19 protein-coding genes are annotated in these 18,139 nt (G+C 44.0%); 6 read left to right on the top strand and 13 right to left on the bottom strand.

The features are described from left to right. Window positions 1–6 precede the first annotated feature (6 nt). The 5 genes from M9196_RS05830 to M9196_RS05850 form a co-directional block, all read right to left on the bottom strand. The gene (locus tag M9196_RS05830) at window positions 7–564 is read right to left on the bottom strand and encodes a COG4648 family protein (protein ID WP_250616590.1); all 558 of its coding nucleotides are present in this window, start codon (window positions 562–564) and stop codon (window positions 7–9) included. Further along, window positions 564–821, bottom strand: a complete 258-nt coding sequence (locus M9196_RS05835; RefSeq protein ID WP_250616591.1) for an acyl carrier protein — start codon at window positions 819–821, stop codon at window positions 564–566. The genes M9196_RS05830 and M9196_RS05835 overlap by 1 nt, the downstream gene beginning before the upstream one ends. A 15-nt stretch (window positions 822–836) precedes the next feature. Further along, complete coding sequence (locus M9196_RS05840; RefSeq protein ID WP_250616592.1) at window positions 837–1,097, bottom strand: phosphopantetheine-binding protein; 261 nt, start codon at window positions 1,095–1,097, stop codon at window positions 837–839. Between the two features lie 6 nt (window positions 1,098–1,103). Next, entirely contained in the window at window positions 1,104–1,895 is a 792-nt protein-coding gene (locus M9196_RS05845; protein ID WP_250616593.1) for a lysophospholipid acyltransferase family protein, read from the bottom strand. Window positions 1,896–1,964: 69 nt separating this feature from the next. Then, window positions 1,965–2,645 carry a beta-ketoacyl synthase chain length factor gene (locus M9196_RS05850; protein WP_250616594.1) on the bottom strand — a complete coding sequence of 227 codons (681 nt, stop codon included), beginning with the start codon at window positions 2,643–2,645 and terminating at the stop codon, window positions 1,965–1,967. A 70-nt stretch (window positions 2,646–2,715) separates the two neighbouring features. Between M9196_RS05850 and M9196_RS05855 the strand changes: the two genes are divergently transcribed. From M9196_RS05855 to M9196_RS05865, 3 genes are all read left to right on the top strand, one after another. Beyond that, a complete protein-coding gene (locus M9196_RS05855) occupies window positions 2,716–3,108 on the top strand; it encodes a hypothetical protein (RefSeq protein ID WP_250616595.1) in 393 nt (130 codons plus the stop codon). Between the two features lie 27 nt (window positions 3,109–3,135). After that, window positions 3,136–4,206 (top strand): methyltransferase, encoded by a 1,071-nt coding sequence (locus tag M9196_RS05860; RefSeq protein ID WP_250616596.1) that lies wholly within the window; start codon window positions 3,136–3,138, stop codon window positions 4,204–4,206. 126 nt (window positions 4,207–4,332) lie between these two features. After that, entirely contained in the window at window positions 4,333–4,650 is a 318-nt protein-coding gene (locus M9196_RS05865) for a hypothetical protein (protein ID WP_250616597.1), read from the top strand. A gap of 73 nt (window positions 4,651–4,723) precedes the next feature. Here M9196_RS05865 and M9196_RS05870 read toward each other — a convergent pair whose 3' ends face one another. The 6 genes from M9196_RS05870 to ugpB all read right to left on the bottom strand — a co-directional run bounded on the left by M9196_RS05870 (window position 4,724) and on the right by ugpB (window position 11,348). Beyond that, entirely contained in the window at window positions 4,724–6,070 is a 1,347-nt protein-coding gene (locus M9196_RS05870; protein WP_250616598.1) for a serine hydrolase domain-containing protein, read from the bottom strand. 191 nt (window positions 6,071–6,261) lie between these two features. Next, window positions 6,262–7,119, bottom strand: coding sequence for an HAD-IIB family hydrolase (locus M9196_RS05875; protein WP_406707631.1), 858 nt, complete (start codon window positions 7,117–7,119; stop codon window positions 6,262–6,264). Between the two features lie 13 nt (window positions 7,120–7,132). Continuing rightward, window positions 7,133–8,239: a sn-glycerol-3-phosphate import ATP-binding protein UgpC gene (locus tag M9196_RS05880; RefSeq protein WP_250616600.1), complete on the bottom strand. Its 1,107-nt coding sequence runs from the start codon at window positions 8,237–8,239 to the stop codon at window positions 7,133–7,135. Beyond that, window positions 8,240–9,088: a sn-glycerol-3-phosphate ABC transporter permease UgpE gene (gene ugpE / locus M9196_RS05885; RefSeq protein ID WP_250616601.1), complete on the bottom strand. Its 849-nt coding sequence runs from the start codon at window positions 9,086–9,088 to the stop codon at window positions 8,240–8,242. Continuing rightward, complete coding sequence (gene ugpA / locus M9196_RS05890) at window positions 9,088–9,969, bottom strand: sn-glycerol-3-phosphate ABC transporter permease UgpA (RefSeq protein WP_250616602.1); 882 nt, start codon at window positions 9,967–9,969, stop codon at window positions 9,088–9,090. Before ugpA ends, ugpE begins: the two co-directional genes overlap by 1 nt. A gap of 71 nt (window positions 9,970–10,040) precedes the next feature. Further along, entirely contained in the window at window positions 10,041–11,348 is a 1,308-nt protein-coding gene (ugpB, locus tag M9196_RS05895) for a sn-glycerol-3-phosphate ABC transporter substrate-binding protein UgpB (protein ID WP_250616603.1), read from the bottom strand. A gap of 231 nt (window positions 11,349–11,579) precedes the next feature. Between ugpB and M9196_RS05900 the strand changes: the two genes are divergently transcribed. From M9196_RS05900 to M9196_RS05910, 3 genes are all read left to right on the top strand, one after another. Then, window positions 11,580–12,335 carry a glycerophosphoryl diester phosphodiesterase gene (locus tag M9196_RS05900; RefSeq protein ID WP_250616604.1) on the top strand — a complete coding sequence of 252 codons (756 nt, stop codon included), beginning with the start codon at window positions 11,580–11,582 and terminating at the stop codon, window positions 12,333–12,335. A gap of 2 nt (window positions 12,336–12,337) precedes the next feature. After that, window positions 12,338–13,153: a DeoR/GlpR family DNA-binding transcription regulator gene (locus tag M9196_RS05905; RefSeq protein WP_250616605.1), complete on the top strand. Its 816-nt coding sequence runs from the start codon at window positions 12,338–12,340 to the stop codon at window positions 13,151–13,153. Between the two features lie 295 nt (window positions 13,154–13,448). Further along, window positions 13,449–14,117 carry a murein L,D-transpeptidase catalytic domain family protein gene (locus M9196_RS05910; RefSeq protein WP_250616606.1) on the top strand — a complete coding sequence of 223 codons (669 nt, stop codon included), beginning with the start codon at window positions 13,449–13,451 and terminating at the stop codon, window positions 14,115–14,117. 179 nt (window positions 14,118–14,296) lie between these two features. On the opposite strand, the gene M9196_RS05915 is transcribed toward M9196_RS05910, so the two are convergent. Next, window positions 14,297–16,297, bottom strand: a complete 2,001-nt coding sequence (locus tag M9196_RS05915) for a methyl-accepting chemotaxis protein (RefSeq protein WP_250616607.1) — start codon at window positions 16,295–16,297, stop codon at window positions 14,297–14,299. 268 nt (window positions 16,298–16,565) lie between these two features. Continuing rightward, complete coding sequence (locus tag M9196_RS05920; RefSeq protein ID WP_250616608.1) at window positions 16,566–17,951, bottom strand: DEAD/DEAH box helicase; 1,386 nt, start codon at window positions 17,949–17,951, stop codon at window positions 16,566–16,568. Window positions 17,952–18,139 lie beyond the last annotated feature (188 nt).

The raw sequence follows: 18,139 nt of genomic DNA on the forward strand, positions 1-18,139 counted from the left end.
AGTAGATTAATCCTCGCGAACAAACTGTCTAATGATCCACTCGCCAGCAAATAGACAACCCGCGGCAAGGTAGCTCAGTAAGCCGTTATAGAGCGTCCAAACTTCAAGTGTTTGAAAGCAGGTGTATAAGGCGATACTAGCATTGATAATAAAAAAACCGCACCACACCTTGGTGACATTACGAGTATAGCGGATCGCGCTATCGGGCAAGGTGGGTTGTTGCAGACGAGCAAAACGTTCAATGATCGATTGTGGTTGAGTGAGGCTCAGTGCAAAAACAGTGAGCATGCAAAGGTTGACGACAACAGGGTAGAAAGTCAGCCATCCGTGCTGTTTGAATATCGCGCCAAGCACACTCAAAGTGATACCAGTGAGACCGCTAATCCAAGCGAGCTGTTTGAACTCTTTAAGCTTGGTATTATTGCTAGAGACGATTCTTATCACAAAGACAGTGATAAGAATCATACTAATGGCTTGCAGACCAAATTGTTCTGCGCCGAAGTAGACGGCGAAAGGGTACGCAAAAATAACGATTGCGGACAGTATGGTCAGCAATGGGCGCATTAGTTATCTTTTAATAGCTCAGTCACAGATACCACCACGTCATTGACGGTACGAACAGCCTTAAACTCTTCAGGTTTAATTTTTTTACCGGTCACTTTTTGTAGGTGTACCACCAGATCAACCGCGTCAATACTGTCGAGATCGAGGTCTTGGTATAGGTGAGCTTCAGGCTGAACATCTGCCTCATCAACCTCAAAGAGTTCAACGAGAGCCTGCTTTACTTGCTCAAATACTTGCTGTTGGTTTAATTCTGTCATGATGATATCTGTTAATTAGTGGCTAGTCTGAGATGAAATATAGTTGGCTAGGTTTGCGACAGACGCAAAGTGCTCTCGGGTATTGGTATCATCGGCATCAATGACGATATTGAAGGTTTTCTTAATCGCAAGACCAAGCTCTAACGCATCAATAGAGTCTAGCCCTAACCCGTCGCCAAAGAGTGGAGCGTCAGTTTCGATATCGTCGATAGTGATGTCTTCTAAGTTTAAGGCATCAATAATTAGTTGTTTTATCTGATTTTGTAGTGCTTCCACAGGATCTTACTCATCGTTGTTCATTTTTGGAAATATCGCTTCAGCCAAATAACGGTTCAGTTTTCTTGCGGCTAAAGTGGGGGAGTTCGTTTGTGCGATAAACGGTTCTACCTCAATCTTACCCTTTATTTCGATATGGAAAAAGGGTTTGATTTTTGGGACTTGGTACCACATTTTTTCTTTGGTTAAAAAACTCGGACTTACTGAGATGTGTACCACGCGTAAATCACGCTGCGTTCTAATGGCAATTTGTGCGGCACCTCGCTGCAATTTTGACTCTATACCGGGCGTGGTACGGGTACCCTCAGGAAACACCAGCAATACGTTTCCTTGGTCAAAACGTTGCTCACATATCGACATGACATCATCAGGTGCTTCATTGGGGATATAGCCAGCCGCGCGGACAATATGCTTCATGAAAGGATTACGCCAAATAGCACTTTTTACTAAGCAATCACATTGTTTGAGTTGCGAGGCAATTAACACATAGTCAATTAGACTTGGGTGGTTGGCGACAATTAAGCAATTACGATCTTGCTGCAGATGTTCAGCTCCCGTTATCTTGTAATCTATCGCACCGGTCTGTTTCATCAAGCGGCAAAAAAGGTGGAATGAGCGTTGAATGAGCGCCTGAACACGGTATTCCCTGATCGCGGGTTCAGATGTGACTCGACTGATAATTGGGATGAGAATAAAACTAAGAATGAGCCCGCCGAAGCCAAATACACTAAAGCAAAACCCGGTGGCGAAAATACGCCAAACTTGATTTATTTTTAGATAGAGCGGTTTCAATTCCATGAGTGCTGCGGGTCCTTGTTACTATTAAAGTCGCTAGTGAAGTTGTTATTTAGCTCGCTATAGCGTTTTTTATGTTGTCGTAGAAGTTAACCAATGCTGCAAGAAAGATAATGCCTGTGGCAAATCACAATGTGTCTGGTTGGCGTTTAGAGGCGGAATTGATAACGCATCGCCATGAGTGAGCACCAGTCCCAAGCTGTAACTGCAAAATTGTTTATCTTCATATTGTTGATAAATTTCGGGTACTGGCTCATCAAAATCGACCAATAGTACTCGATGGCTTGGGTATTCTGCGAGGTAACTCCACGCCTCAATCATAGCACTGTGAAAGGTGTTGCTTGACGCCGCTATCGAAGTGACAGGGATGGGCTGCTTCGTCGCAATGGTCGTTAAACCCGCTGCAGTGTTGTGCACAGATTGAGAAAATGCCATCGGCGAGGCGTCATCACCACGAATAATATCTTTGATGAGTTCAGAACTGCGTAGTAACTCACCATGTCGGCTGGAAAAAACAATATAATCGATAGATTGATGTTCCATCAATTCAATAGCGCATTGCACCGCAAGCTTGCTCAATGAGCTCATTCTGCGGCGCATCATCGCGGGAATTCGATTGACTTCTAAGGAGCCTTCTACAGGCCACTGACCAGTATGGGACCAAGCTAACCAGTCTGCTTGGGTATGGAGACCTTTAGACTTAGCACACCAAGTCTCGATATTAACAGAAATTATAGGCAGTGGATGAGGCATAAGATATTGATTTATTGGCAGGCGACTGGATAATCATATCGTTTTACAAGAAAAAATGTAAGGGAATAGTATGAAAGCATTAAAGTTCGTGGTAGCAACCGTTATAACCTTAGTACTTGTTGGTTGTGGGCGAGTACATCCAGTATTGAATTTTGAAAATGAGCCTGTCGCTTATGATTTAACAGCAACGCAGGTTAAGTCAGTAATCACCGCAGCCGCTGAAAATCGTGGTTGGGTGGTTTCAGAGTCAAAAGCAGGCGTGTTAAACGCGACGATTTCAGTTCGCAGCCATGAAGCTGAAATAGATATCCCTTATACAAAAAAATATTATTCAATCACTTACGTTGATTCAAAAAACTTAAAAGCGGCAGATGGTGAAATTCATCGTAATTACAACCGCTGGATCAATAATTTGAATACTGATATAAAAACGCAACTCGCCGCGACAGCAGCATCAAAATAATTAATTAAATAGTAATCGGGATTTTACGTGTCAGAACAAAATATTGATCCATACAATGCGTTTGAAGCAAAGACCGCCGCTCAAGAGCTGTCTTTTGCTCCGATTGTGTTTCAAGCCGCTCGTACCCTAAGAGACTTAGGCATTTTAGCTGAACTCGATAAAGCGGGTGATAAAGGTCTTTGTGCCGAGGACATCGCTCAAGCGACGGGTGTTTCGGAGTACGGGGTAAAAGTACTGCTCGATATGGCAATCAGCGCGCATATTGTGTTGTGGAATAAACCAAACTACTCATTGGCTAATATGGGGCACTTCTTGCTTCATGACGGCATGACACAAGCGAACATGGATTTTACCGCAGACGTTTGTTACGCCGCGATGATGCATTTAACTGAATCCATCAAAGAAGGTAAGCCAGCAGGGTTGAAGGAGCTGGGAGAGTGGGAAACCATTTATCAAGGCTTATCTCAACTCCCTGAAAAAGCGAAAGAGAGTTGGTTTAAATTTGACCACTTTTATTCTGACCGCTCATTCCCGATATTGCTAAAAGAAGTGTTTAGTCTTGAGCCGAAACATATCGTAGATATTGGCGGTAATACGGGTAAGTGGGCGTTGCAGTGTTGCGGTTACAATGATGACGTTGAAGTGACCATTGTTGATTTACCCCAGCAACTTAACGTCGCGATGAAGAATGTCGCTGATAACGGCTTTGCTGAGCGCGTTCATCCATTCCCTGCCAATATGCTAGATAAATCTCAGGCATTACCCGCACATGCCGATGTGTGGTGGATGAGTCAATTCCTTGATTGTTTTTCGCCGATGGAGATCCTGACCATTTTGAAAAACGTCCGAGCTCAGCTTGCGCCCGGTTCAACGGTGTATATCTTAGAATTATTCTGGGATGCACAAAAATACGATGCCGCCTCGTTTAGTCTAAACGCCACATCATTGTATTTTACTTGCCTTGCCAACGGGAATAGCCGTTTCTACCGCAGTGAAGATTTCCTAGAAATCGTTGAAGCTGCAGGCCTAGAGGTGACAGAGCGTACCGATAATATTGGTTTGGGTCATACCTTGTTGAAGCTAAAGGCGTGCGATTAACTTACAACGCCTAAATGTGAGCTTTCAGCTTTGGAGGAACTCAGTGATTTGTTAATAGGTTAGGTTTGCTAATTGATCACTGAATTATTATAGTCCCCCCGAAATTTTGTTATAGCTAGGCTTGAAATGTTTAAAGTTGTTTGTACTGCGCTCTTAGCGCTTACCACCATTGTCACTACTGGATGTGTTACTCGAAAAATACCGGTTGACCCTGAAGCTGCTAAAGTGATGGCGTTATCTGAATTTACTAAGAAGAATATGAATTGTGAGCAGGTAGAAATGTTCACATTTGAAGATGGACACCCGAATAATTTTTATCCGTACATAAAAAACACAACTTACATGTTGGGTGGGACTCATTTTCATGTAGATGACATTATTAAAACGCGCAGAGATCGACCAGCCGGGGCTGACGTTTCGGTTTATTATTGCCAAGATAAATAGTGTTGTATTGAGTTAAAAAACCCGGTATTGGTGATTCAATACCGGGTTTTTTATTTGAGCTGTTGTTTTAAACTTATTGGCTTAAATGATCAATGATCGCGTCAAAAGCATTGATGTTGTAACCATCAAAATAATCGTTTGCTGATACCGGTTGTGAGGATTGCTTAATAATAGCGATGTTACGTTCGCGATCGATATAGATCCATTGTCCGTGAACACCAATGGCGTTAAATGACTCTTTACCTGCCGTATGACGAACCCACCATTGCGCTCGATAACTCCAATCACCATTTGCCATAGGGCCATGGGCTTCAGTACCGTTACTAAAGGCATCGATGTTTCCGCCTTTGGCGAGCGTATCAACGATAGATTTTGCCACGACTTGCTCACCATTGAATTGACCGTTGTTCAGCATCATTGTGGCAAAGCGTGCGAGATCAGTGGGTGTGGCGTTTAATCCACCTCCTGCAAATAAAGTCCCGTTTTTATCAAGCAATACATAAGTTTCGCCATCCGTTCCTAGTTTTGACCAAAGCTTATCGCTGAGGCTTTTTTGGAAAGATTGGCCAGTAACGCGATTAGTGTACCAATTGACGACGTCAGTTTTTGGTGTTTGATAATGAAAAATATCGCCATGGTTGTGGTTCATGTCACGTGGCAGACTGGGTAAAAATTCGTAAATGCTATTTGCGTACGTTTTCCCTTCTTCTGGTTCCATTAGCCCTAAGACGATTCCGTATTGCACAATCCCTGAGTTGGGGTCTGCATAATCCTCAGAAAAATCCATCGCGTTCGTCATATTCAGAACTTGACCAAACGTCGCGTCTTTAAATGCGCCAGATGTTTTTAGCTCAGGAAGTTGTGACGATACTTTGTCTTCTTCCGTTGCTTGCCCGTTCTCAACGGCCATCAATCCAAGCAGTCCAGCAAATGATTTCGTGACCGACATCATTAGGTGAGGGTGATTTGCATCCATTCCGTTGTCATAGTGTTCAAAGACAATTTGGTTGCCTTTTACCACGACAAAAGCGTCGGTGTAGGTTTCTTTGAAATAAGTATTCATATCAACCGACTGTTCGGTCATCTTGCCTGCTTCATCTACCTTCTGCACGCGTAGTTCGTTAATGGCTGTATCGAGATGGCGGGGCATCGCTATCGCAACGTCGGCGTTATCTATCCCTGTTGTAGGATAAATGGTGCGCATGTTGAGATAAGACCAACGGTTGTAGGGGCCACTAAATAGTGCGTTAGACTTATCAACTCGTTTTTCAATCGCTGGAGGGAAGCCTTCCATTAATCCAAGCGCTTTGGCCGTGACGTATTGGTCGTCTGCAAATGAGCTAAAGGTGGTAAAAGAGGCGAGTGTTGCGATGGCGCTAACGGCAATTTTAAAGTGTCGTGGACTGAAAGAAATGAGCATATGCGAATACCTAATTGGTGGATATAGGGCAATTATACTTATCCCGTTGTGGCGCTCGAATTAGCAGGTGTAAGTATAACTTACAGGTAGCAGGAGGATGTGAGGCTCACTCAGTGACACTTAAAAATGACAGTGCGACTGAGTGAGTGGGACGATACCGTAGTGTAGGGTGCTTATTAAGTGATGCAGAACTACGCGAGTGATTGTTTTGCTTGAACAATTAACGCGGCAAGTTCAGCAAACCCGTACCCTCCGTTATTCACGGTGACATAACTTGGCTTTGCACTGAGCTCTGGCAGCCATCGAGTGATATTGTTGACGCCAAATGTCATAGGAAGCCATTCGAACATCGATTCGTCATTGAGGGAGTCCCCAATATAGGTAATGTGTTCGATAGGTAAGGAGTCCAGTGATAGCTGTTGGCGAAGTAACTGCTCACTTGTTGCTCGCTTACTATGTTCGCCTATCCAGACATTAATATGAATCGAACTTTGTGTGGCTTTGACGTTATGACCTTCAATCGACAGTTGACGGATACGCGCCAGTAATTCTTGGCACGTGTCGCTATCAACTGCATCACGATCTTGGCCAATATTAATCGCCACATCGCAGTATCGGAATGCTTGATCATTAGCAAAATCAATATCGGGGTAGTCACGTAGAAGCTGTTTTAACGCCTGCAGTAATTCCCCTTGCTGATGTTTCATTACGGATATGGGCAAAGCGGACTGAATATGAAACCCATGATCGTCCTTTTGCATTGAAAAAGCCCCATTTTCACCGATAACACCATGAACAGGCCATAATTTAGCGATTTGATCACACCAACCGGCACAGGCCCCGGTGACGGCAATAACATGAACCCCCACTTCTTTTAGTTGCGTAAGTGCTTCAAGGGTTTGCGTGGGTAGCGTGCCTTGCCATGTTAACGTGTCATCAACATCGGTGAGTAACCATTGAATACGTTTCAGTGCCTCAGGTGGTGCCGCGGCCAATGGCTGCGGGTGTTTCAGCGATTGAGGCGTATTAGCGGGTGCTGATGACAACATGTCGTACGCGTTGCTAGGCATTGATAACCTCTGGGTTATTTGCGGCATGAGCATCGAATTCAATGCGTTTTTCAGTCTTAGAATCAAATAAGTGGACATGATTGAGGTCGATATCCAAACCAAGAATATCACCGATGTTGATGTGACTGTGTCCTTCAACTCGCACGACCAGCTTCTGTGCTTGGTTGTCTTGAGTTTGGCAGTAAAGAAGTAAATCAGCGCCAAGTGACTCAACCAATTCTACTTCCACTTCAAACCATGGGTTGTCTAAAGCAATGGTGAGGTGTTCAGGGCGTAAGCCCAACTTGATCTCTCCTAGGTCGAGTGATTGAGTTTGGCTTGGCAGCAACGCGTGTCCAAGCTGTAGGCCCTCTGCGGTGACGTTGGCATCGAGTATGTTCATTGATGGTGAACCGATGAACGTGGCCACAAACATGGAGGCGGGGTTGTCATAAATCTCCAGCGGCGTACCAACTTGTTCGACGTTACCTTTGTTGAGCACCACTAGCTTGTCAGCAAGCGTCATGGCTTCAACTTGATCGTGAGTCACGTAAACCGATGTCGTTGCCAGTCGGCGCTGCAGTTTTTTAATCTCAAGGCGCATTTGCACACGTAGCTTGGCATCAAGGTTTGATAAAGGTTCATCAAATAAGAATACCTTAGGTTCTCGTACGATAGCTCGACCCATAGCCACTCGCTGCCTTTGCCCACCGGAAAGCTCTTTGGGCTTGCGATCTAATAGATGTGATAGCTCGAGCATTTCCGCTGCTTCATCCACCAAACGCTGGATGTCGGCTTTTGGGGTTTTACGATTGCGAAGCCCATATGCCATATTATTGAACACCGACATATGAGGGTAGAGCGCATAGTTTTGGAACACCATGGCAATGTCTCTTTCACCCGGTTCAAGATGATTGACAACGTTATTATCGATGGTGAGCTCACCAGAGGTAATTTCTTCCAATCCCGCGATCATGCGCAGCAGCGTCGATTTTCCGCAACCACTAGGGCCAACAAGTACAACCATTTCGCCATCATTGATATCTAGGTTTAGTTTTTGGACGGCTTGGTAACCATTTGGGTACGATTTCGCAATGTTTTTAAGAGTGAGCGTTGACATTTATTTCTCCGAATCCACTAGGCCTTTGACGAATGCTTTTTGCATGCCAATAACAACGATGACAGGGGGTAGCATGGCGATAATGGTGGTTGCCATGATTTTGTTCCATTCGACGACGCCATCAACGACGCCTAGCATTTGTTTGATACCCATAACGATGGTGAAGTATTGAGTATCGGTGGTGATCAATAATGGCCAAAGGTATTGGTTCCAGCCATAGATAAAGGTAATAACAAATAGTGCAGCGATATTGGTTCGCGACAGCGGCAGCAAGATGTCGATAAAGAACTTAATAGGTCCTGCGCCATCGATGCGGGCTGCTTCAACTAACTCATGCGGTACGGTCAAAAAGAACTGACGAAACAAGAAAGTCGCAGTAGCACTGGCAATTAACGGAATCGTTAAGCCTGAAAATGAATTAAGCATATTGAGATTAGTAATAACCTCAAATGTCGGCATGATGCGTACTTCAACGGGCAGCATTAGCGTGAAGAAAATCATCCAAAACGCCAACATACGACCGGGAAATCGGAAAAACACCACAGCATAGGCGGATAAAATGGAAATGGTGAGCTTGCCGATTGTAATGCATAGCGCCATGATGAATGAATTAAACAGCATGTGCGTAATGGGTAATGCTGAGTTGTTGTAAGTACTTTCGTTGCTCCACAATTCTCTAAATACACTAAACCCTAGATCGCCGAACCAGAGCGGAGTACCCGTGGCAAAGGCGGTGTTGTCGTGAGTGGTCGCAACTAGCGCCACCCAGACTGGCAGGGCAATAGAAAGAATGCCAAGGATTAAGATGACATGACAAAAAATTGCAAACAGGGGTCTTCGTTCAACCATTAGTACGCCACCTTTTTTTCAACATATTTAAATTGGAACACGGTGAGCAGCGCGACTAATACCATTAAAATAACGGATTGCGCCGCGGATGAGCCGAGATCAAGCCCGATGAAACCATCGTTATACACTTTATAAACTAGGGTAGAGGTACTGTTGCTTGGTCCACCCTGTGTCATTGCATGGATGACCGCAAACGTATCAAAAAAGGCGTAGACAAAGTTTACGACTAATAGGAAAAAACTGGTGGGTGAAATTAAAGGGAAGCTGATGGTCATAAAGCGTTTAATTGGACCGCTTCCGTCAATCGCTGCGGCTTCGTGCAAGGATTTAGGCACCGACTGCAACGCCGCGAGGAAAAATAGAAAGTTGTAGCTGATTTGTTTCCATGTCGAGGTGATGATAACCATCCACATCGCATGACTACCATTCAATGTCGGGTTCCAGTCGACACCAAACCAGCCTAACATTTCCGTTACGACACCAATGGTTGGGTCAAAGAGAAAGAGCCATAGCGAGCCAGCAACAACGGGCGCAACGGCATATGGCCAGATAAGGAAAGTGCGGTAAAAAGTTGAACCACGCACGATTTGCTCTGCAAATGCCGACAGAATCAGCGCGCTAATCAAAGCGAGAAATGCCACGCTGATACTAAATTGTAACGTGGTAAGAAACGCATCAAGGTAATAGCTGTCGTTGAAGAGAGTGATGAAGTTTTCTAGCCCAACGAATTCTTTGCTCAACCCAAACGCGTCTTCAAGTTGCGAGGATTGGAAAATAGCCTGACCTGCAGGCCAGATAAAAAAGACTAATGTGATAAATAACTGAGGCGCGATCAGCGCAACAGGTAACCACTTATTTTTAAATACAACAGGAGATGACATACAAGTGTTCCAAGGTACTACGGCAAAGCAAAATATCGCCACCGATAACGGTGGCGACTAATTATGTTTTGTTATTTTTGCGTACGTTCAAAGCGACGAAGTTGTTCGTCACCGCGACGAACGGCGTTGTTAAGCGCTGATTTGGCCGATGCTTTTCCTGCCCAAACGGCTTCGAGTTCTTCATTGATAATGTCACGAGTTTGCAAGAAGTTACCAAAACGGATCCCTTTAGAATTCGCCGTTGGCGTCGTTGACGTCATCTGAACAACCGCCGTATCAGTGCCCGGGTTAGACTGATAAAAGCCTTGTTGCTTGGTCAATTCGTAGGCTTCTTTAGTGATCGGAAGATAACCTGTGAACTGGTGCCAGTCGGCTTGTACTTCAGGGCTTGAAAGGTAGCTAAAGAACTTGGCAACCCCTTTGTATTCTTCATTGGAGTGACCACGAAGTACCCAAAGCGACGCACCACCAATGATAGTGTTTTGTGGCTTTTCAATCAGAGTATCGTCATAGGGTAGCTGGGCGACGCCGACATCAATACCTTTCATGTTCTCTTGGATACCAGCAAGACCCGCTGAAGAACCCATTGTCATACCACACTCTTGCGTATAGAACAGAGGCATACCGTCGGACTGACGGCCACCATATTTAAAAATGCCCGCTTTTGACCATTCGCCCATCTGTTCGATGTGCTTAACAAATGGTGCTGCGTTGAATTCGAACTGAGTATCTACGCCGCTAAAACCATTGTTGTTGTTGGCAACGGCAATATTGTTTCGAGCGCCAAAGTTTTCGATTTGTGTCCAAGACTGCCATGTGGTCGTAAATCCACACTGCGCGCCAGATTCCATGAGCTTACGTGAAACGGATTCCATCTCTTTCCATGTTTTTGGCGCGGCGTTAATGCCCGCCTTTTTAAACATGTCTTTGTTGTAGTACATAACAGGCGTTGAGCTGTTAAACGGCATGGAGAGCATTTCACCGTCATTTGTCGTGTAGTAACCCGTAACTGCAGCTAGATAGTCGTCCGTATCAAAGGGTTCTTTGGTATCTTCCATAAGCTCGTAGACAGGATAGATTGCCTGCTTCGCCCCCATCATAGTGGCCGTACCCACTTCAAAGACTTGCACGATCGCAGGTTGTTCGTTTGCTCTAAATGCAGCAATAGCGCTTGTCATTGTTTCTGCGTAGCTGCCTTTATAAACGGGTTTTATCTCGTATTCTGATTGGCTGGCATTAAAGTCTGCGGCAATTTCATTAACCTTTTGACCTAGCGCACCGCCCATTGCGTGCCACCATTCTACTTCTGTTTTAGCGTGAACTTGTGTGCTTAATAGTGCTGTTGTTAGTGCTAAACCAGTAAATGTCTTAATTGACATGAGATCTTCCTTATCTGAGGACATCGATATTGTGGTAATAGGAATTGATGGGAATAATATATCGCCACCAAAATGTTCACTTGAAAGTTAAATGAACTTAATGACGCTTTAGTGACAATAAAATGAAGTTAATTTTTCGGTTATGTTCACTATTGCTCATTTTTATGAAATAAAATCGTAACGTTAATCTGAGATTCTTCGATTAAATTATTGAGCCAGAGAAGAGTATTCATGAAGTTAACCGCACATCGAGGCGTGTCCAGTATGGCACCAGAAAATACATTGGCAGCGTTTAATTTAGCCAAGCAATATAATTGCGATTGGGTTGAACTTGATGTTCAGCTGAGCGCGGATAATATTCCCATGGTCATCCATGATAAAACGGTTGATCGGTGCAGTGATGGAAGCGGATTAGTATCCCAAATGACACGACAAGAACTTCAACAATTAGACGTGGGATCTTGGTTCGATAGTCAATATAATAATGAGAAAATTCCAACACTTAGTGAAGTGTTAACGTTGGCTAAAGAAAATGGTACTAAGGTCAATATTGAAATAAAGCGCTACCCTGGTGATGAAGTGTTTGAACTTTGCGACCAAATAAAAAACGTTATAGATTCGCATGAAATCGCTTTGTCGGATCTACTTTTTTCTAGTTTTGATAATAGTATATTAAAGTATCTTGGTGTCATATTACCAGACATCAAACGTGGTCAATTGTGGCAGAGTATTCCTGATAATGCCGTTGATCAGTTATTAGAAATAGAAGCGTATAGTGTACATTGCGATTATAGATATTTATCAAAAGAACAAGCGGTAGATATTAAGCGTTTAGGTTACGAGTTATATTGCTATACACCAAATATACCATCTGAGGTGGCTGAATATTGGGGGTGGGGTGTCGATATGATGATTACTGATAAACCACAGACTTACTGTTCCTCCATTATTAATACACCGAATACTGCCGAATGTGAGATCTTATAATAATGCATAAATTAAGCCTTCGTCAGCAATCTATTGTAGATAAAGTTCATCTTCAGGAATATTGTTCCATTGATGATTTAGCGCGCTGCTTTGACGTAACCACTCAAACAATCAGGCGAGATATAAATGAGTTGTGTCGCCTAGGTTTAGCCTGTCGCCACCATGGGGGGGTAGGATTACCCGCGATGTTGGCCAATCGTAGTTATGTGTCGCGTCAAACGACCAATAAAGATGAAAAGTTGAGCATTGCTAAGCAAGTCGCTCAAGATATCCCGAATGGTAGCACCATTTTCTTGGGGATTGGGACTACCATCGCAATGATTGCAGAGCAACTAGTGACTCATCAAGAGCTAAGAGTGGTTACAAATAATTTTGAAGCAGCGCATGTTCTGTCTCAGTGTGAACACATTGAAACCTGGGTGCCTGGTGGACGGGTTCGCACCAATGATAGGGATGTGGTCGGTGATCACGTGGTGCCGTTTTTCGATCAGTTTTCCGCCGATATTGGGATTGTGAGTTGCGCTTCTATTCGTGCCGTCGATGTGTCGGCGGCGTCGCTGTCTAACACCGTTATGACAACGTCTGGCCAGCAACAAGATTATGCTTTTGAGCATGAACTTAGGGAGGCTGCAGTCAGTCAGCAAATTATCGCTGGTGCACGTGAGAAATGGTTGGTGGCAAATAGTTCTAAATGGCAAGGTAAGGCTAACGCTAAAATCGCATCACTGAGTTATTTTGATCGTATATTTAGGGGAGAACACTCTGCGCAACTCAAACCAGCTATGTCATTGAATACGGATAATCTTACGTATAGTTAACCGCGATAAATATGTTGGCAATAAAATAGTTTTAATGATTCTAATGGTAGATAAAATATGAATTAAGTGGCGTATTTTTCTTGCGGCACTTAACGTACTGGAATAAGAAAGTTAACTTGTTGATTATAAATGAATCGGTTGAATAACCTTTGGGTATGATATGATTTGTTTCAAGTTTTCGCTCAAAAACCCTACGATTATATTCAATTCACATGCGAATTAGCGTAATATCCCAACAATTGTAAGTGCGTTATTGAACGCATAAATTGGTTTATTGAGCTAACTTGTTGTAGTAATGATTAAAAATATTATCTCCCCGCTATGGATATTTACGTTCATAGCTATTTTAGTAGTTTCATATAATGCACGCAGTGAAACGGAATTATCACCATATCAGGCTCAAAAAAAGTTAGAGGCTCCCACAACATTGGTTGAGCGTATCTATGACAGAGCAGCACTCGATGGTGTGGTGGATTTTCAACTATTTAAAAATGCCTATATTGCTTATAGCAAAACACCGGAAAAAAAGAAGCCGCTGCTGACTATTATTGATTATTCAAAGCCTTCAACAGACAAGCGTTTTTATGTGATTGATTTGGCTAAAAAGTCTTTGGTGTATAACACCTATGTTTCTCATGGTGTGAATAGTGGTGCTAAGCAAGCGACTGCATTTTCCAATGTGATTAATTCTAGAAAAACATCGTTAGGGACGTTTGTGACCGATACAACTTACTACGGCTCTAACGGCTATTCGTTAAGGTTAGATGGTTTGAGTCGCGGTGTTAACGATAATGCGAGAGAGCGTTATATTGTCGTCCACGGTGCGGATTACGCGAATGAGTCTTTTATTAAAAAGAATGGCTATCTTGGCCGCAGTTGGGGCTGTCCAGCACTACCGCAGTCCGTATCTAAAGAGATTATTGACACCATCAAAGGTGGCAGCGTGATTTATGCAAGTTCCTAACGCATAAATTGCTCACATCGGGCTATGAAGCTCAATAAAAATACCGAGACTAATACACGCTTCGTGATTAGCTCGGTATTTTTTATCTATTATTTCTAATGGATATCTTTTAATTCAATAGATTACGCGTATTACCTCACACTATGGATTGAGTTTAAAGCGATACGCTTGCTTTCAATCTATGCGCTAAGTTTAAAGGCAGACACTTCGTTTACTAGCTCCGACATTCTCGACTTCACAGTACTCATTTCGTTGTGAAGGTTAGCAACGGTTTGATTGCTACTTTCCACAAGAGACAATAAATTATCGATATCAGAATCAACCGATAGCGTAGTTTGTGATTGCTCTTCTGACGCGGTGGCAATACTGGTGTTGAAATCGGTGATTTCTTTTACTGTCACCGTGAGTGCGTCCATCATCTCGTTGGTTTCAGATACCATCGTTTGCGTGGTGTAACTGGCATCTCGGCTACGCTGCATATTGCCAAAAGAGGTTTTGGCATTGTCACTGATGTTATCAAGTAAGTGTCTAATGTCTTCTGTAGACTGTTTACTGCGCTGTGCTAGCGTTCTCACTTCGTCGGCAACCACGGCAAAGCCTCGTCCTTGCTCACCGGCTCTGGCTGCTTCAATCGCGGCGTTTAGGGCAAGAAGGTTAGTTTGCTCTGAAATGGCATTGATACTGTCGAGAATTTCAGTGACATTTGCCATTTGCTGCTCAAGGCTTTCTAAGCAGGTATAAGTGTCGTTGACACTTTCAATAAGACCCGTTGTCGTCGCGAGCGATTGTTCTCCATGTCGGTGGCATTCTATGGCTTTATCTTTAACACTATCGGCACTGTGTTGCGCGTCCACAGTGATACTCGCGACTTCTTGGCTAGTTTGTGCCATTTCAGTCATTGCAGTAGCGATGTTGTCACAGCGAAGATGCGTTTGCTGGCTGGCTTCTTGTGCTTGGCTAACTAGGTCTGTCATGGTCTTCATTTCTTGTTCGGTGCGATTGGCTACATCCAGTGACTTGCGCAGCGCTTGGCTTAGACTGTCGGTCAGATGATTAAAATGAAGGGCAATCTCACCCAACTCATCATTTTTGTTGCTTGTGAGTTTGACGGTTAGATCTTTGTTTTTCGCCATGTGGTCAAGTTGCTGACTAAATTGGCGTACACGTTGACGAATAGTACGTACGGAGTAGATGGCAAGCAAAGTCAGTGGCACAACGACAAAGAGTGCAAGAGCAATATAAGAAAAGCGAGCACGGCTTGCTTGCGCTTTAAGTTCAGCGGCGGACTGAGAAATATCGAGAGTAAACGTGTCACGCAGAGCTTTGACTAAGCCAATTCGTTTGGTGGCTAACGAGAACCAAATTTGAGGCGTAGGACCCGTTAACGTGGCAAGGCTGTCTTTTTGGCTAAGGTACTGTTGTTGGATGTTGTTAACGTCTTTCCAAGTTTGAGTGCGAGTAATCGCTAGGAGTTGTTGTTTTATCTCTCCTTGCAGTAAAAGCTCGGCTTGTCTTAACGCTTGCTGTTCTGTGGCGATATAGGTGCTGATGTTGCTGAAAGCGTCTAACGAAGAGCGCTGCGCTGCAAAGGCGCCATTGAGTGCCCCACGCGCTTTCCCAGCTTCCTCTTTAATCACCAATAATTCCAGCAAGCCCTGCATTTTTAATTTGAGCTGTGAGTCGCTAATTTGAGTGAGTAGTACGGACAGGTTATCAAGGGCGAGGCTATTGATGTTGGTGTAGAAAGCAAACGGTGAATCCTTAATAGCGAGACTGTCGACTTGGGCGCGTATTTCAGCTCGTCGCTCGAGCTGTGGCTTAATATCCCTCATCAGGTTGCTAAATAGCGCTGAGTCGATATGCATAGGCTGGAAGGCAATGAGGTTTTGATACGCGAGGTCAGCATTTTTGCGCTGCTTTTTAAGCGCAGCAACTTGTGTACCTTGCCCTTTTGTTGCGATGACACCCGCAGTGAGTCCTCGCTCGACCGCAAATTGGTGTGCCACTTCGTCATAAAGGTGGAATAACTGAACCGATTCCTCAGAGGTGTCAGCGGCAGAGACTTGCTGGCTGGTTTGGTTTATTTGCATTCCAATTAAAAAGATTAACAATGATGTGGGAATTAGAAACACAATGAGAATGGTATTTTTAATATTGAGCGAACGTAGCGACCTGAGCATGAATATAACCCTATGCAATATGTTTGCGATGAAGTTAACAAAATTTGTTGCAGAGTGAAAAGAGGTTGCATAGTTATTTTATAGAATAATGATGTGGCGCAAGCGTTGTCAAAACATTGACTTAGTGTCAAAAAACGATCTAACCATTAAGTGGTATTTTGGCGTGAGTCTCGGCAGTGCTGTTAGTGCCAATAAAAAAGCCATCTTGCGATGGCTTTTGCGATTTAACTTTTCTAATCAATAACAAACCGTGTCTAATACCGCTTGGTTATTGTGACTTAGCAACCGTATTGGTTGGTTTTGGCTTACGTCTTCTAGGCGCATTACCTGAACGAGTATTTGCTTTGCTGCCATTTTTGTTTTTTGAGTCTGTACTACCAGAGTCAGATTTACCAAACTGTCTCTGCTTGGTTTTTTGATGGCTGTTTGTTGGGCGCTGACCGTCAGCATGCTCTGTTTTTGGTTTCTTAGGCTTTTTAGGTTTAGCTGCACGAGTGTCTGTTCTTGAGGCAGGCAGTGCATGAACAGGCTTGAAGCCTTCCATTTCATGTCGCGTTAGCACTTCGCCAATCAGTCTTTCGATAGAGAACAGCTCTTTCGCTTCGTCTGCACACACGAGTGAGTACGCTTTACCGGTTTCACCAGCACGACCAGTACGGCCGATACGGTGCACATAATCTTCAGAGACATGCGGCAAGTCAAAGTTGACCACCTGTGGCAACTGAGGAATATCTAAACCACGAGCAGCGATGTCGGTAGCTACTAACACGCGGATTTGCCCAGTTTTAAATTGTTCCAGAGCCTTGGTTCTTGCGCCTTGGCTCTTGTTACCGTGGATCGCCATCGCAGAGATGTTTTTGCCTTCTAGAAAGCGAGCCAAGCGGTTGGCACCGTGTTTGGTTTTGCTAAATACCAGTACTTGTTTCCAGTCACCTTGCTCGATGAGTTTCGCCAAGATCGCTGACTTTTGGTTTTTGTCGGAAACATAGATGCTTTGCTCAACCAATTTAGTGGTTGAGTTAGGCGGGTTTACCGAGATTTCGACAGGATTGTGCACTAAGCCTTTTGCTAAAGAGCGAATTTCTGGCGAGAAGGTTGCTGAGAAAAGCAGGTTTTGACGCTCTTTTGGTAATAGGTCGAGGATCTTTTTAATATCACGGAAGAAGCCCATATCAAGCATACGATCGGCTTCATCAAGTACCAGTACTTCAAGTTGTGAGAATTTCACTGCATTCTGGCTGTAAAGATCAAGCAGACGCCCCGGTGTTGCTACAAGGACATCGCAACCTTTACGAAGCTTTTGCATTTGTGGGTTTGCTTTTACGCCACCAAATATAACATTCGACGTGGTCGGTAAATGAGCGCCATACTTAACCACACTATCATGAACCTGAGCGGCAAGTTCACGGGTTGGCGTAAGGATAAGGGCGCGTACGTGATTGCTTTTTGCTCTTTGCCCAGAGCTCAACTTCTCAAGTAGTGGTAGCGTGAATCCTGCAGTTTTGCCTGTTCCTGTTTGAGCGGCAGCCATGACGTCTTTGCCTTCGATAATGGCAGGAATGGCTTTTTCTTGAATTGGCGATGCTTTGGTGTAGCCAAGCTCGTCGATAGCGCGAAGAAGTGGAACAGATAATCCTAAGGATTCAAAACTCATAGTGGTACTCAGTAAGTGGGATAGGAGAGTGGGATCTCAAAGTGGATACTACCGGGGTAGGTGTATCCTTTTTTGCACCCATATACCCTAAGATAGGGCAAGGCGCGCTATTTTGCGTGCTTTCGAGTCGAACATCAATACAATTCTCAGTTATTGGTGGCTTGAAATTGACCATGATGACGTTTATA

This window comes from Vibrio methylphosphonaticus (assembly GCF_023634655.1).
GTDB classification, from domain to species: Bacteria; Pseudomonadota; Gammaproteobacteria; order Enterobacterales; family Vibrionaceae; genus Vibrio; species Vibrio methylphosphonaticus.